Consider the following 15,555-nt stretch of genomic DNA (forward strand, 5'->3'; position numbering starts at 1 on the left):
CAAAAGTCTGTGAATTTTGCTGCGGTGGCCCACCTACACACTACCACCGGGAGCACGTGTATTCTGTTCAGCAATTGCAGCAGAAACCTGTGCTGGTGTTAAACCTAACCTTGCCAGTTTACCTGCATCAAGCCAAACCCTCATACTAAATGGCTGACTGAATACCTGTACATCCCCTACACCTTTGATACGCAATAACGCATCTTTTACGTATAGGTTGACATAGTTAGAGATAAATTTCTGGTCATAAGTCCCATTCGGAGAATAAAGACCAATAACCATCAGGATATCATTATTCGCTTTTTTAGTGGTAATACCTAAACGCTGAACAGCCTCAGGTAATCCAGGTTGTGCGATACCTACCCTATTCTGCACATCAAGTGCAGCAATATCGATATTCGTACCTACATCAAAAGTTACAGTAATCGCCGAACGACCATCTGATGTACTATTTGATGACAAGTACTTCATTCCTGGCGTACCGTTAATCTGACTCTCAATTTGCGTAGTTACCGTTTGTTCTACCGTTTGCGCATCAGCTCCGGTATAGGTACCAGTAACGGTAACTGTAGGCGGGGCAATACTCGGATACTGACTGATCGGCAATGTGGTGATCACAATCGCTCCTATCAGTACAATTAATATGGAAATGACGATCGCCGTGACCGGTCGTTTTATAAATACTTCTGATATCATATTCTTGAAATTCTTATAATAACTATTTCTTTGGTGCACCCGCCGCCGGCTGCTGTCCATTTGCTTCTGCTGCCGATCCTGCGTGTACTACTGCACCTGGTCTCACGTTCTGAACACCATCAACTACAATAACTTCACCTTTTTTCAGACCGCTTTTCACTACGATATTCTGATCTACCTGTGTACCCACCTTAATTACTCTTGGCGCGGCTTTACTGCTGTCACCAACAACATACACGTTGAATTCACCCAATTGCTCTGTAACCGCTTTATAAGGGATCACTAATTGGTTACCAACCGCTTTGTTTAACACCTGCAGATTAACGTTCATACAGAAAATAAGTCTGCCGCCTTCATTAGGATAGCTGATCCTTACTTTGATTGTACCTGTTTGAGGATCAACCGCACGGTCAATCGCTATAATTCTACCCTGACGTTTGTAGATACTGTTATCCTGCAATTGAATACTGAATAAAGAATCTTTAACCGCAGCTGTATTTTTCTCTAACTGGATAAAACGAGGGATTTCAGCCTGGTTAACAGGAATGTCTACAGCGATCGGATCGTTCGTAGAAACAGTATTCAAAAGTGTAGTACCCGGAGATGCTAAAGCACCCAGTTTTACCTGTGAAATACCAATTGTTCCGGTCAAAGGAGAAACAATAATTGAACGCTGTAAATCATTCGCAGCAGAAGCAAGATTTGCCTTTGCAGCAGCAATTTGTGATTCAGCGTTAGCTAAGTCAGTCAATGCATAATCTACACGTTGCTTAGCGATAGCTTCCTGCTGCGCTAACTTAGTATAACGATCAGCATCTTTCTTTGCTTTATCACAGTTCGCTTTCGCAACCGCCACATTAGCCTGAGCTGAGTTATAGGCCGCCTGATATTTTGTGCGGTCAATTTCATATAATTTCTGTCCCTTGGTTACACGCTGACCATCCTTTACATAGATCGCAGTAATATAACCGCCAACCTGTGCACGAAGTTCAACTTCGTTCAACGCGATAACCACACCAGGATAAGTATCCACCGTAATTACAGGTTGTTCATCAACCGTATAAGTTGTTACCGGAGTAGCCGGAGGAGGTCCTTGCGCAGGTGCAGGTTTACCACCGCAAGATGCTAATGTTACTGAACCAAGGATTAAGATGCCTAATTTTATGTATTTAATGTCCATGTCTTTTATTGGTTTACGGTGATTATTCCTAATGCTTGTTTTACGTCTAATTTTGACGAAAGGAGGTTATATAATGAATTCAGATAATTAATTTGTGCAGTACGAAGGTCAGTTTCTGAAGTAGTCAGATCCAGGTAAGTTTTAATTCCTTCATCATTGAGCTTATTGAAGCTTAATCGTATTGTAAACCTGTTTTGAGATGTCAACATTCGATTTATTCGTATGCAAATCATTCAGATTAGCTTTATAAGTAGCGATGGCCTGTTCGTATTGCGTGTTGATCTTGTTTTTAGTATTGATTAAATCAAGATCAATCTTTCTCTCCTGCAACTGAGATTTTTTAATTTCCTGTGTACGTTTTCCTCCAAGGAAGATCGGCATCGTCAATTTCAATCCTACTACAGAACTTGGGAAAGTCTGGTCATATAAATTGCTCAGCGTATTATTCTGATAATTCCATCCGTAATTGATAAAACCAGAAAGTGTAGGTGAATAACTCCATTTGTTATAACTGGTTGTAATTTTCTGCAATTGTTTCTGCGTTTCCAGTAAACGGTATTCAATACGGTTCTGATAGTTTAACAATTGAGCAGTATCAATCATGACATCTTTCTCCATATCACTTGAAGTAAAAGACAGACCAAATGGCTTTTCCGCACTGTACCAATTAACTCTCTCTCAGATAAGCATATTTATACTTTAATAATTCATCAGTTCTTTTTCTATCTGCCTGAGAATTGCTCAAACTGATCTGTGCTCTTTGATAATCTGTTTTGTCAACAAGGCCGGCATCATACTGAGCTTTCGCATCTTTCAATTGTTTTTCCTGTCTGGCGATATTTTCTGCAATGATATTCAATTGCTCTTTGCTGGTCAGGACATCATAAAAGGCCTTACTAACATCAACTATAGTATTGATTTTGGTATTCTCTGTACTTTGTTTATACTGCTGTCTGTAAAACTTTGCCGATTTAGATGCCTGGATCAATCCTGCATTTAAGAACTGCTGATCTGCCTGTAAAACAAAAGAAGAAGTATTCTTACCACCAAAGGTCAGTAAAGAAGACTGCCCGTTTGTAGTCAGAATCTGTGATTGCTGCTTAAAGTTATGGTTCACTGTTCCTGTACCATTAATTTGAGGCAGCCAGCCTGACAGTGCTGATTTGATATCTCTTTCACCTATCTCTTCGTCAATCAGTGATTGTTGTACCCCAGGCTTATTGCCTAAAGCGTAATCAATACATTCCTGCAAGGTAGCATTGCTTAGCGTAGGCTGTTCTCTAACTGTCGTCTGGGCATATAAGAATCCCGGCAGAAGGGCGGGTATGCTGACGAGCATAATTAAAATCAATTTGTGAGGTTTCATATATATATTAAGGGTATTTGTTTTACAAATCATATTATTGCCTTTTAATTCCATCCCATATTATACTCACTACTTCAAGAATATCCTCCTTAGAGAACACGATTTGCTCAGATAACTGGAATGTTGCAGCAGCAACAAGTGTCCCTTTTATAGTAGGGGCCAGTAGTCTTGAGTCAATATTTCTGAAGTGAGCATTTTCTATGCCATACTGAAACAATGTAATTACCTTGTCTGCAAATAGTTGACTATCCTTCTCAGGGAAATTCTTCGCAAAAGGAGAGCTCATATATTGTTCAAGAAAAACAGTGAGTTTTCGTTTTCCACATAGAAATTAAACTGGTTGATCATAAAGTTAAAAAAACGGTCTTTATATGGCTTTTCAGGGTCATCCCCTGCTGATATAGCCAATGCCAGTTTATCTTTCACATGAACATAAAGCTCTAGTATGAGAGTTTCTTTAGAATCGAAATAGTGGTATATAGTGCCTGCTGCAACGCCGGCATGTTTTGCAATGAGACTCATGGGCGCACCATGAAATCCGTGCTCTTTAATCAAAGCAAGTGTGCTGTTTAGGACAGCTACACGTTTTCCTGTATTATCTTCTAATTGAACGTTCATTCGGTTGCAAATAAACAGAAAATTAAAACAAGAAAATATCGTTTAACCTAAAATGACAGAAAAGTGATAGGGTTATGTAAAGATCATAGTTGCAAAAAACATCAAAGAAATACCAACAATTATAGATCTTGGTCAATAAATCTAAATAGTATATATGCAATATAACTCTCCTCAGAATTATCAATTCCAATTCTATTATTATTCATATGAATCAGGCTTTTAAATATAGACAGATTAAGAAATTCCTTCGGCGAATCCATTTTTTCCTTAAATAACTTTTTCTGATTAATTTCTAACATACAAAGCTTTTCTAAGATTATCTTATTATTCACAAACCATTTATTGTAAACATTATTAATTTTTAATCTGTTATATTGAATATCATCGGAAACCATCCTAAGAGCAGCAATAATTGAATCACTGTCACGATTATAAGATTTCGAGAATAATTCAATACAATATTTTCCATCCTCTGAATTACACAAACTTCTTAAGTTAGTAAAAGAACCGACTTTTTTCAGAGTTGCAAAAATCCAATCGTTAATAATATTTAACAAAATTCCTTTTAAAATCTCCTTATCATTACTCCAAGAATAAAGAGCTAATAGTTGCAATTGTAATATTAAGAGAATTTTAGACGAATAATTTTTAAAATCATAAATTTTAGCTAAATCTGCTTGTGTCTGAGAAGATAAATAAAAATAATCTTCAGCGATTGAAATACACTTGTCTCCTCCGTATCTTTCAACTTCAGGTTCATAATCCGTATATCTAATTATATTATTAAAATTTGAATACTTTACGCCTAAGAATCTTTTAAGAAAGTCTATATATTCATTCTCTATATTTGGTTTTATGATACGCTCAATTTTTTTGCCCTCTACAAACATTCTTAGACGTACATGATCCCCGTATTCATCATTATACCTAATAAAAAAATATTTGCTGAAATTGTATTTTTTTTTAAAAATTCTAATCTTCTTAAAAAGAAAAAGGATCAAAACATCGTCCACTGATACCTCAGAGCAGTATAAATAAACAAAAAAACCATCTTCTATCCGACATAAACTAATTATCAAATTGAACATAGTATTCACTCACATAACGAGAGTTTCTGATTTTCAATAACTTATCCTTATCAGGTAACATTTCATCGATTTGAAAATAATCACCGGCTTTTAATAATAAGGTTCTCAAAAAGTATAACTAATAATAAAGAATTAAGGTTTACAAACTGAGGCTTGTAGTCATCTTTCCCGACAGACTTGGGATATTCAAAATTTATTTGTACTGATCTCACTACTAAACGGACAAAAAAATGATCTGGAATAAGAAATGTATTTTTCCATTCTGTAATTCTGAAAAAATAAGATACCTCATCTTCATCGACCTTTCTAATAGGAACACATTTCTTTGAAATAATCCATGTTTTTCGCTGAAAACAAATATCGTTCCCATACATTATCCTTGGAAGGATTATCACATTTCTGGCCCCCTTATGTTTATATATTTTATTGCTAATATAGTTCACCAGGGAAATTGGGGAATTAAAATCTGCATAAGTGAATACATTCATCAATTTAAATAATTCAGATCTCCCAGCACTTCCTTGAAACCCTAGGTCAAAAGGATATATAATTTTACCCGTCTTATTATGAATCAATTTCAGTGATTTTTCTGACCTATTAATCAACACATTGATATCCGATAACAAAATCTGTTTATCTCCAGCTAGTGATTTATGTCCCCCAGGTATTCTTATTTCATAATCTAATAAATTGGGATGCAAGTTTGCATTATGAAATGATGAATCCTGTAACTCAGCAAACACAGAGTTTTTAGGCTGAATTCTAATATTATTTTCCTTTAATTTCCTAGTTACTGATTTTGGGAAAAGATGTAAGAATCTAGAATACATTTTTCCATATCCAGAAAACAAAGAATTAACAACTATTAATTTTTCATTACTATCCTTTGAATAATCTATTGAGATTTGAATGTACCCAGCAATAGATCTTTTCTTCTTTAAATCTGGCTTAAAATTAATATCTTGATTAGCCTTTTTTACAAATTCCAGGTCAATAATAATATCTTTATCTGATTCGAGATCCAGATTTAGATTTTTTTCATAAATATATCTTTCCATCTACACAATACCTTATTATATATACTTTCGTTGATAAACATATTATTCTGATCAATCTCTGTGTGATCAAAATGTCCCGAATTTTCATGAGTGTCACTATCAGATCTATCTAAGATTTTTTTTTTTTTTTTCCCTATAATAATCTTCATAAAAATCAATAATTGATATTCTATCAACTCCTATATATTTCTTATCAAAAAACTCAAAAAAACTTGCCTTTTTATGATTATTAAGATCTAAAATATCTAGGTTCTGACTAAATTCAAATAATTTTTCGCCTGCTCTAAATAAGTTATCTTTCGAGATTTCAATGTTTATTTGGGCTTTTGAATCTTCATAAAAAACATTTCCTAATTTCGTCGGGTCTGAGACATCAATTTCGTGAAATGTATCATCTTTTAATTGTTCATTATTAGTTTTATGATCATTAAATGAGGTAATCGTCTGACTAATCTGTTTTTGGATAATTGATAATATTTCAGATCGCTGTTGAAAATTCTTCTTCCCATAATGAAGAATTGATTTATCCAGCAAAAGAAGTGTTTTTATCATTTGCTCAATACTTTCAGAAGCATTATCTTTGAAGTTCTCACATAGATAATTAGACATTGACAAAATCCAATCCGGATCAATTCCGGAAACACCTAACTCTACTTCTAAAAGACCGGAACTAATACAATCACTCAAATAACGACCTAATAGGTTTATATCAGAATCAATAAAGTTCCTCATTTTCTCAATTAAGCATTCAAATTTAATAGAGTTTTCGTTTTTAAAAAAAGAAATCAATAGATCAATAACGTCATCGGTTTGTACAACCTGGAAAGATTCAACGTTATTTCTATTTATCAGAAACGATAATGATCCCTCATTATATCTACACGTAGAATTAAGTGTTATATTAAAATTCCCAATAATTGTTAAATCCGTTAATAATAATCGTTTAAAAAGTTGTTGAATAGAGTTATTAACCCTAAATACACTTATAGGTTCTCGATTACCTTTACATTTAACTTTTATGAAAGGGCTTTCTAAATTTCTATTATTTAAAGCCGCAATAGATAGACTTGTAAGTGTACTAAAGGGCGAAGTTTTGGCGGCTGTTCTAGATAAATATTTGAGTATGCTTTTTTCAATTTTAAAATGTTTTTTATTAAACTCGCTAATATCAGCTTCGTGATATTTAATTGTAGAATTTAACAATGACTGACTAGCCATGAATAAACCATTTAGCAAAATATCGTTTCTAGAGTGGTTTTGAAGTGCCCTTCTTTCTGAATTAAGGAGAATCAGGTATTCATTTTTGAATTCTAAAAACAATTCGTTGCTAACAATTTCTTTTTTTTTCATCAATGAAACATTATCCTGAATTTCTTTCGGAAGAAACTTCATGAATACAACATCATCTCCTATACCTTTATTATTAAATAATAAACGCCTGTAGTTTTGAATCTCTATTTGTAATGCCTTATTCTCTGCTACTTGATTAAAAACATGAAGTTGATTAAGAATTTCATCAATTAACTCTTTTTGATCAGACTTTGGAGAGTAAGTATATTTTTTAATTTTGTAATTGATATATTTTCAATATTGATTAGATCAAAGGATAATCCTGCGGTGCGTGCTAGTACGTTTTTATGTATTTTCATTTTATTTATTCAAGAAAACAGACCTAATTCCATTAAAGATCCGATCGATAAGTTTTAAATCGGACGTCACTATATTTGCGGTTCCATTCATCTCCTGCTGACCAGTAATTTTCTTATTATAAGTACTAAGCAGCCCATCTGGCATATTAATTTTAATTAAATAAGCTCCTTTATACTGCACGGATGATATCGAACTTACTTTACCTACTACGGAGCCAAATTCATTTTGTGGGTATCCATCAAATGTGATAAATACCTTCTGACCTTTTTTAACTTTTCCAATTCCCGTGGAAGGCATTGTAGCAATGCCATAATTACCTGAGAAATCAGGTATTATACTCATCAGCTCATCCCCTGAATTAATATTATCACCATTTTGCCAAACTCTACTAAACTCACCTCCCCTTTTATATTCGATTTAAACAGATTTCGGTCTTCCCACGCCAATATATTTCCTATTAACACATTTGACTTTATTAAAATATCTGTTTTTAAATTTTCATTATCCTTATTCTTATTAATAAATAAATCATTGATCTGTTTCATTAACTGAGCTATAGACAATTCATTTTGGAAAGCATTTTGTTTAACCTGTGTTATTGCTTTTTCATAAGGGACGATATCTTGACGAGATTTATCATATTCTGAACTGGATATAATTTTTTTATTAAATAGAATGGAATCAGTATTCAATTTTTTCCTCTTATAGTTGTACTCAATTCCTGACAACTCCTCCTGAACAATCAATTTGCTACTAACTTTCTTTAATAAAACAACCTGTTTTTCTAAAAATGAAATCTGCGATTCTCCTTCTTTTAATGAACTCAGTAATCTATATGAATTCAAACTCTTTAATAGATCCTCATAAGAAGGTTGTAATTCACCCCCAATATATATGCATTATTTATATCACTTAATTTAACATAATCAGTTGTCCTTTTACCTAAATCATTAAGTAATAATTTAACTTTCTTTTTCACCTCAAACACATCATTTAGATTAGCTGAGCTACTCAATGCCCCAAGAATATCGCCACTATTTATCGTTTGCCCATTGCGAACAAATAATTTTAATTTACCAGATGTATTTACGACAATTCTTTGCGGAGTTTGATTCGATGACAGGATAAATTGTCCCTTAACTAAATCAGGGTATTTTACAATAAAACTAAAGGCAATTAATAATCCGACAATCAATGTCATTATTATTACACCATATTTTATAAGCCAAGAAGGCTGCTCTCCCAACATCTGGTACATGGCAAAACTTCTTTCATTACTTTTAATATACTTAGTATCATACACTTCCATAATCACTTAACCTGCTGCGTGTTAACTAAATCAAAATAATACCCTCTTTTATTCATTAATTCAGCATGATTTCCGATTTCAGTAATCCTGCCTTTATCTAAAACAATTATACTATCCGAATTTTTAATTGTGCTTAGTTTATGAGCCACTATTACAACTGTTCGATTTTTAAAAAATGTATCCAGATTATTTAGTATTACATTCTCATTCAAAGAATCCAAAGAATTGGTTGCCTCATCCAAAAATAAAATTTTAGGCAATTTATAAACTGCTCTTGCTATTAAAATTCTTTGTTTCTGTCCTTGGCTAAGACCATGTCCTTCATGACCAATTTTGGTTTCGTATCTTAGAGGCAAGGAATCTACAAAATCTCTTATATTCGCAATTTCTAATGCTTGAAAGAATCTATGATGATCAATATTATGCTTATCAAAAACAATATTATTAATTATAGTTTCTGAAAATATATAGCTGTCTTGCAATACTGCACCACATTCACTTCGCCAAGTTTTGGGGCTAATATTATTCAAATTCGAATTACCAATTCTTATCTCACCAGAATTAATATCATAAAATTTAAAATTTCAATAGTAATTTTATGATTGTAGTTTTACCACTACCACTAGCTCCTACTATTGAAGTAATTTTTCCTTCAGAAATTTTAAAATTCAGATTACTTAAGGTAGCATGAGATGAATCAGCATACGTGAAATTGACATTCTTAAATTCAATATCCATTGCAGTCTGAATTTCATAAATTTTAGCTTCTACAAGCTCATCTTCCTGAGAGTGTATTTCCGTGAGCCTTTCTAAGCTAATCTTCGCGTCTTGATATGAATTCGACAATGCCAATATCTGTCCAATAGGAGAACTTAATTGACCAATCATATACTGAACTGCAAGCATCATACCTAGAGTCATTTCACCATTTATAACGGCTTTTGCAGATAAATATGAAATAATTATATTTTTAACCTGATCAATAACCTGAGAACCTATTGATTGAATTTGATTTACTCTAACCTGGGCTATACTGATCTGATAAGTTTCGGCTTGTAAATCCTCCCAATCCCATCTTTTTTCCTTTTCAGCATTATTTAATTTGATATCTTTTATTCCCGTTATAATCTGGATCAAAAGAGATTGATTCCTTGAGTTACGAGCAAAGGATTTGTAATCCAACTCTTTTCTTTTATAAAGAAAAATTGTAATCCATCCAAAATACAAACTACTTCCTACAAAAAAAAAAACGACTAAAATAGTAAGATTATACCACGCCAATACTATTGAATATATCACTAATGAAACGAGGGAAAATAAAGCTCCAAATGTTGATGAGGATATAAATGTTTGAATTCTGCTATGATCTCCTATTCTTTGAATAAGATCTCCAATTAGCCTATTTTCAAAAAATGACATCTTAAGTCTCATAAGTTTATTCAAGAAATCGGATACAATATAAATATTGACTCTGGTACTAATACTTAAGAAAATCCAGGTTCTAATTACCTCAATAGACATTTTGCTAAAGAATAACATAAGCTGAGCTAGCAATATAACATTAACAAATCCAATATTCTGGTTAGCAATGCAATATTCTGGTTAGCAATGCCATAATCTCTACAATTGACTGTGTTAATACAGGAAATATCATCTGTAAGACACTGCCTAAAAGTAAACTCAAAAACAATTGAAAGTAATACTTCTTATATGGGTACAAGTACTGCAGAAAGAAAGAAAAGGACAGTTTTTTTCTTTCAGTTGCTAGATGGTCATGTTTGAGATTAAATGAAGAATTTGGCTCTAAAAGTATAGCTATACCTTTTCCATCTAAGTCGTTGCGACTAGTCCAGCCAATCATAAATTCAGCAATAGAATATTTTAATTTACCAAATGCAGGGTCGGATACGTGTACTTTGCCCGATTTCACCTTATAGATTACTACAAAATGACCTTGTTTCCAATGTATGATACATGGAAGGGGAGCTAAATTGGATAGTGTATGAAAATTAATATTACCAGTAATAACATTAAATCCCAATTTAATACCCGCATCTTCTATATTCTTCACACTCACACCCTCTCTGCTATTTGGCATAATACTATCTACGTATTGAGGATGATGAATCTCTTTACCATGAAATTTACAAATCATCCTTAAGCAGGATGAACCACAGTCAGTTAAATTCAACTGTTTATAAAAAGGGAAGTTATTGAATAATTTCATTGAAGATAAAAAGATACTATGTTATTTTTACTTATTCAAAGCTAGATCAGCCCTGCTTTTATGAAAATTTTAATGATTTTGTATCATTATTTATAAATGCATATGTGTAGTTTATACCTCCGATGAAACATCTAACAAATTATATAGAAATTAAAGGCAGCATCTAATTAAACACTAAAAATGCTGCCTTAATTTCATGTTAACACCCATTTAAGCCAGGGGTACATGTTGCTGTACCATCATTTGTACATGATTGGATTTGAGTTGCACAATGGACAGTATCACAAGTTGAATCCGTGCCACACTCATAGGCATTATAAGTGTTCTGACAACACTCAGCCGTTATAGAGGTATTATTACCCTGGGTACAACGCATATCGGCGACCCACGTGCCCTGACCTTTTTCCTGTCCTCCATTTTCCACAGAAGTAATAAAACTCTGTATTTTCAACTCACTCAGTTTCAATTTTTCATTTGCCATAGCTCATTTTTTTAAAAAAAAATTTAAATAATAATAAAATTAAACATAAAAAAAAAACTATATATTTATTAAAAAAAAAAAAAACATATAATTCAAAAAAAATACCAATTAATTCTATTAATTAAAATATACTTAACAATAAGATTACATTAAAAAAATGAGGCAGAATATAATTGATGAAATTGATCTTATCTATAATAAAATATTAAAAGACTCTAAACTGGATAGTAATGGCATCTATTGGGAAATACTTAATTATGATAATTTAAAAAAGGAATATTACCCCATGATTTCAGAAAACTTATACAGCGGAAATGCAGGTGTTCTGTTGTTTCTTATAGAGTATTATAGGATATTCAAAAAACCAGAGACTCTTCCAATTATAAAGAAGTCATGTGATTGGCTAATTAATCATTGTGAAGAAAATGTAAAATGTAACAAATAATTATGGCTTCTATATAGGAAGGGGTGGCGTCAGCTATACCTTAGCTAAGGCATCAAAAGTACTCAACCATGATTATTACTTATTTAAGGCTATTTCGTTAATGGATAATTGCCCAGACACAGTTACTAAAGATTCAAACTTTGATTTATTAGGCGGAACCGCAGGAATAATTTTATCATTTCTACACCTTTTATCTCACCATGATGATCATAAGATAATTACAAAAATTAATAATCTTACAAACATTCTTATAAAGAACTTCAAATTCAGCAGAAATAGTGGGATCTCATGGGGAAGGTCGGCACGTTCAAAAAAAATAGTTTATGTGGCCTCTCCCATGGTGCTTCAGGCATCGCTTGGATATTATATGAAATTGCTGTTTTCTTTTCCAATAAGGATCTAATGAGCATTGCTAAACAGGCCTTCTTATATGAAACATCTCATTATAATACAAAAATTAAGAATTGGCCAGATTTTAGAGCCAGTATCCAAGATAATGAAAGTGATACATTAAAGTATCCTGAAGAGGATGTTCCATCGTATTCATCTGCTTGGTGCCATGGCGCTCCTGGTATTGGAATATCAAGACTAAGAATGTATGAATTGACACAAGATAAAGTTTTTCTAAACGAGGCTAGAGCAGCACTTCGAACTACCATTGATTTTCAACCTAATACATCTACAAACTTTTCTTTATGCCACGGCACCGGAGGAAATTCTTATATAATTTCTTATTTTAACAAATTAGAAAACAATAAAGATCTAACAAAAATAATCGATTCCAATTTAAGACTTGCTTTGGAACAAAAAGAAATAAATGGTAAATACAGATCAAGTTTACATATAAAAACGGATCAAGAAGACCTGAGTCTTTTTAATGGATTTACTGGAGTAGCCTATTTCTATCTTACAAGCATTAATGAAAATGCAGAAACATTAGATATATTATGTCCTGGAATTCGCAAACCATCTACAATAAATAAAAACGCTTTCAAAATAGCCAACATATATAAGGCTATCTATGAGAATAAGTATCCCATGACGATGAAGGTCATCGAAAATTTAGATCTAAAACTATATCATCACATCACCTCTATTCAAATAGATTTAGAACAATCAAAATTAAAATCTGCAATAAAAACAAATATTGAACTAAACATAAAAAAAAGCACTTTCAGGACAGAGTTAATTGATGTTTTCAACTTTGAAAATACTACAATAAAATATGATAATGCTTCAAGAGGAGATTCATTTACTTATAGACAGGATTCATATAACAAGAAAAACAATCAACTAAATAAACTTAATCCAACAACAATAATTCAATTTAATAAAGATTATCTCATCACTAAGTCCAAGTGGCCATGGAGTGACAAAACTTTAGCAAACGGCTCTAATTTTAATGAAATCATAAAAAAAAAAGGGGAACATTACACACTAATAAGGCGCATACCTGGTGGAACAGAACAATTCCTTTTAACAAAATTAAATATGGTTATTATTAGAAACCTAAAGATACCTAAGACACTGAATAAAATAATCAATATAATATCAGAGCATTTTGATGAGCAAGATGTGGTAAACCTATTAACAACCCAAATTAATATATTATACAATACAAATATCTTAATACGTGGAAGAGAACAATGAATATAAATAACTTAACACTTAATATTCGAATAGTAAGTTTAGGAAATAATAAGGGTATCGACCATATTCATAAGAGGCTTAGAAATACTTTAAATAATAATCAAGAAAAATGTAGTTTATTCACATTTAGAAGGGATTATGACTGTTTAATCATTGTTATTACTACTCAAAACCATAATTACCTTGATGGTCTTTTTGATATCATTACAACATACTACAAAAAAATATTAAAATCACTCTACAATAGCACAAAAGAGCTATTTTTTTATGAAGAGTACTCTTTATCAATAGAAATACCTACATTTTTAACGGAAAGACATCTTTTTATCAGTTTAATGAGAATTAACAATATCGGATATTCATTTGAATTTGAACCTAGCTATATAAAATCGTATACCCATAACCTCATTAAGGTTACTCAACACAACAGGCTTCACGTTTTTTTATTAAATAACTCATTTAATCTCCTTTTACTAATAATAGGAGTATCAAGCCCACATCATGTAAGGCATCAGATGGTAATATTGGAACTAAAAATGCACGAATGTCAAGAAATTATCGATATAGGATGTGGAAATGGGTCTTTCCTTTTTAATTGTGCGCTAAATTTCCCAAAAGCTAAATTAACAGGAATAGATAGTGACACTAATGAAATTAATACTGCAAAAAAAGCAACAAAAAAAAATCACAAAAACGCAAACATTCTTTTTAAGGATAATGATATTCTTGACACAAGAAATATAAAAAGCGATATCGTAACATTAATCGAAGTAATTGAGCATTTCAATTTGAATGAAGTAGATATGCTTTTTGAGACAATATTCAAAACAATTAAAGCACAAATACTTGTATTAACAACACCAAACTACGAATACAATGATTATTTAAAAACTAATTTAAACTCCTTTCGTCATGAAGATCATAAATTTGAATTTACTAATCAAGAACTCATAAGTTTCACAAATACAATAGGTAAAAAGTACAATTTAAAAACACTGGTTTTACCAATAGGATTTATCAAGGGTAATGGATCTTCAATTTCACAAATGGCCATATTCTATAAAAGTACAACATGAAAAGAACCTTTTGAAAACATGAATAAAATCCCTTTACTTTTCAATCAACTGACATTATCGACTTTGACCAATTGAAAATCTCTGTGGAGAAATACCTCTATTCCTTTTAAGAATTAAATATCAATCCAATTATAATAGCATAAATATCACCCAACAATAGCCTTAAGATATGATAATCGATGACTTCGTATTACAAATAATTGAGAATTATTTTAACGGTGCTGACTCCGTAATGATATTCGGTAGTCAAGCTAATAGAGAAAATATATAGACAGCTCTAAAGACATAGATATAATAGTTATTAAAGATGTAGCAGTTCAAAAAGGGTTCCAAAATTTGATACTCGAGGGTATAAGAATAGATATTATAATGATTCCGTCCTCTAATTTTGATTATTTTCTAATCAAAGAAATTTGTGTAGATGGTATAAGTCCAACAATCCATGCTCTTTCTCACGGCAAAAAATTATAAAAGATAAGTATGGACAATTAGCCTATTATAAAGACTTTGCCAGATTCCTATATTCAAATAAAAACTACTTCCAAGTATATTCAACATCTAAATTTGTTTATTCAATACAAGTTTTAAATAAGCTATCCTCAAATTATCATGATTCAACATATGACTCACTAGAAGCTTTTATGATTCTATCACAAATAATTAACACTATAATTGATTTAGAATTGGTGTTTAATTTAGGCTATTCTATTA

The 15,555-nt window shown here is 31.9% G+C and carries 20 protein-coding genes; 4 read left to right on the top strand and 16 right to left on the bottom strand.

What is annotated here, in order from left to right; translation table 11 throughout:
- Positions 1-33: 33 nt before the first annotated feature.
- The 16 genes from ACWYN3_RS18060 to ACWYN3_RS18135 all read right to left on the bottom strand — a co-directional run bounded on the left by ACWYN3_RS18060 (position 34) and on the right by ACWYN3_RS18135 (position 11,673).
- Positions 34-696, bottom strand: coding sequence for an efflux RND transporter permease subunit (locus ACWYN3_RS18060; RefSeq protein ID WP_456222373.1), 663 nt, complete (start codon positions 694-696; stop codon positions 34-36).
- 22 nt (positions 697-718) lie between these two features.
- The gene (locus tag ACWYN3_RS18065; protein WP_456222374.1) at positions 719-1,876 is read right to left on the bottom strand and encodes an efflux RND transporter periplasmic adaptor subunit; all 1,158 of its coding nucleotides are present in this window, start codon (positions 1,874-1,876) and stop codon (positions 719-721) included.
- A 162-nt stretch (positions 1,877-2,038) separates the two neighbouring features.
- Positions 2,039-2,494, bottom strand: a complete 456-nt coding sequence (locus ACWYN3_RS18070) for a TolC family protein (protein WP_456222375.1) — start codon at positions 2,492-2,494, stop codon at positions 2,039-2,041.
- A 49-nt stretch (positions 2,495-2,543) separates the two neighbouring features.
- Positions 2,544-3,242: a TolC family protein gene (locus tag ACWYN3_RS18075; protein WP_456222376.1), complete on the bottom strand. Its 699-nt coding sequence runs from the start codon at positions 3,240-3,242 to the stop codon at positions 2,544-2,546.
- Positions 3,243-3,276: 34 nt separating this feature from the next.
- Positions 3,277-3,528, bottom strand: a complete 252-nt coding sequence (locus ACWYN3_RS18080; RefSeq protein WP_456222377.1) for a hypothetical protein — start codon at positions 3,526-3,528, stop codon at positions 3,277-3,279.
- Positions 3,525-3,860, bottom strand: a complete 336-nt coding sequence (locus tag ACWYN3_RS18085; protein ID WP_456222378.1) for a TetR/AcrR family transcriptional regulator — start codon at positions 3,858-3,860, stop codon at positions 3,525-3,527. The genes ACWYN3_RS18080 and ACWYN3_RS18085 overlap by 4 nt, the downstream gene beginning before the upstream one ends.
- 119 nt (positions 3,861-3,979) lie before the next feature.
- The gene (locus ACWYN3_RS18090) at positions 3,980-4,948 is read right to left on the bottom strand and encodes a thiopeptide-type bacteriocin biosynthesis protein (protein WP_456223063.1); all 969 of its coding nucleotides are present in this window, start codon (positions 4,946-4,948) and stop codon (positions 3,980-3,982) included.
- Positions 4,949-5,028: 80 nt separating this feature from the next.
- Positions 5,029-6,006 (bottom strand): lantibiotic dehydratase, encoded by a 978-nt coding sequence (locus ACWYN3_RS18095; RefSeq protein WP_456222379.1) that lies wholly within the window; start codon positions 6,004-6,006, stop codon positions 5,029-5,031.
- A gap of 105 nt (positions 6,007-6,111) precedes the next feature.
- The gene (locus ACWYN3_RS18100; protein WP_456222380.1) at positions 6,112-7,356 is read right to left on the bottom strand and encodes a hypothetical protein; all 1,245 of its coding nucleotides are present in this window, start codon (positions 7,354-7,356) and stop codon (positions 6,112-6,114) included.
- Between the two features lie 300 nt (positions 7,357-7,656).
- A complete protein-coding gene (locus ACWYN3_RS18105; RefSeq protein WP_456222381.1) occupies positions 7,657-7,998 on the bottom strand; it encodes an HlyD family efflux transporter periplasmic adaptor subunit in 342 nt (113 codons plus the stop codon).
- A complete protein-coding gene (locus ACWYN3_RS18110) occupies positions 7,998-8,501 on the bottom strand; it encodes a hypothetical protein (protein WP_456222382.1) in 504 nt (167 codons plus the stop codon). Before ACWYN3_RS18110 ends, ACWYN3_RS18105 begins: the two co-directional genes overlap by 1 nt.
- Before the next feature lie 5 nt (positions 8,502-8,506).
- Positions 8,507-8,965 carry a hypothetical protein gene (locus ACWYN3_RS18115; protein ID WP_456222383.1) on the bottom strand — a complete coding sequence of 153 codons (459 nt, stop codon included), beginning with the start codon at positions 8,963-8,965 and terminating at the stop codon, positions 8,507-8,509.
- A 2-nt stretch (positions 8,966-8,967) separates the two neighbouring features.
- Positions 8,968-9,531: an ATP-binding cassette domain-containing protein gene (locus tag ACWYN3_RS18120; RefSeq protein WP_456223064.1), complete on the bottom strand. Its 564-nt coding sequence runs from the start codon at positions 9,529-9,531 to the stop codon at positions 8,968-8,970.
- A gap of 10 nt (positions 9,532-9,541) precedes the next feature.
- Positions 9,542-10,555, bottom strand: coding sequence for an ABC transporter transmembrane domain-containing protein (locus ACWYN3_RS18125; protein ID WP_456223065.1), 1,014 nt, complete (start codon positions 10,553-10,555; stop codon positions 9,542-9,544).
- Positions 10,548-11,192, bottom strand: a complete 645-nt coding sequence (locus tag ACWYN3_RS18130) for a cysteine peptidase family C39 domain-containing protein (protein WP_456222384.1) — start codon at positions 11,190-11,192, stop codon at positions 10,548-10,550. Before ACWYN3_RS18130 ends, ACWYN3_RS18125 begins: the two co-directional genes overlap by 8 nt.
- Positions 11,193-11,391: 199 nt before the next feature.
- Positions 11,392-11,673 (bottom strand): pinensin family lanthipeptide, encoded by a 282-nt coding sequence (locus ACWYN3_RS18135; RefSeq protein WP_456222385.1) that lies wholly within the window; start codon positions 11,671-11,673, stop codon positions 11,392-11,394.
- A gap of 157 nt (positions 11,674-11,830) precedes the next feature.
- Between ACWYN3_RS18135 and ACWYN3_RS18140 the strand changes: the two genes are divergently transcribed.
- The 4 genes from ACWYN3_RS18140 to ACWYN3_RS18155 are packed head-to-tail and all read left to right on the top strand — an operon-like array spanning position 11,831 to position 14,844.
- The gene (locus ACWYN3_RS18140) at positions 11,831-12,118 is read left to right on the top strand and encodes a hypothetical protein (RefSeq protein ID WP_456222386.1); all 288 of its coding nucleotides are present in this window, start codon (positions 11,831-11,833) and stop codon (positions 12,116-12,118) included.
- A gap of 13 nt (positions 12,119-12,131) precedes the next feature.
- Complete coding sequence (locus ACWYN3_RS18145; RefSeq protein WP_456223066.1) at positions 12,132-12,521, top strand: lanthionine synthetase LanC family protein; 390 nt, start codon at positions 12,132-12,134, stop codon at positions 12,519-12,521.
- Positions 12,407-13,768 carry a lanthionine synthetase LanC family protein gene (locus ACWYN3_RS18150; RefSeq protein WP_456222387.1) on the top strand — a complete coding sequence of 454 codons (1,362 nt, stop codon included), beginning with the start codon at positions 12,407-12,409 and terminating at the stop codon, positions 13,766-13,768. The genes ACWYN3_RS18145 and ACWYN3_RS18150 overlap by 115 nt, the downstream gene beginning before the upstream one ends.
- Entirely contained in the window at positions 13,765-14,844 is a 1,080-nt protein-coding gene (locus tag ACWYN3_RS18155; RefSeq protein ID WP_456222388.1) for a methyltransferase domain-containing protein, read from the top strand. Before ACWYN3_RS18150 ends, ACWYN3_RS18155 begins: the two co-directional genes overlap by 4 nt.
- Positions 14,845-15,555: the final 711 nt, after the last annotated feature.

This window comes from Pedobacter sp. NJ-S-72 (assembly GCF_053890575.1).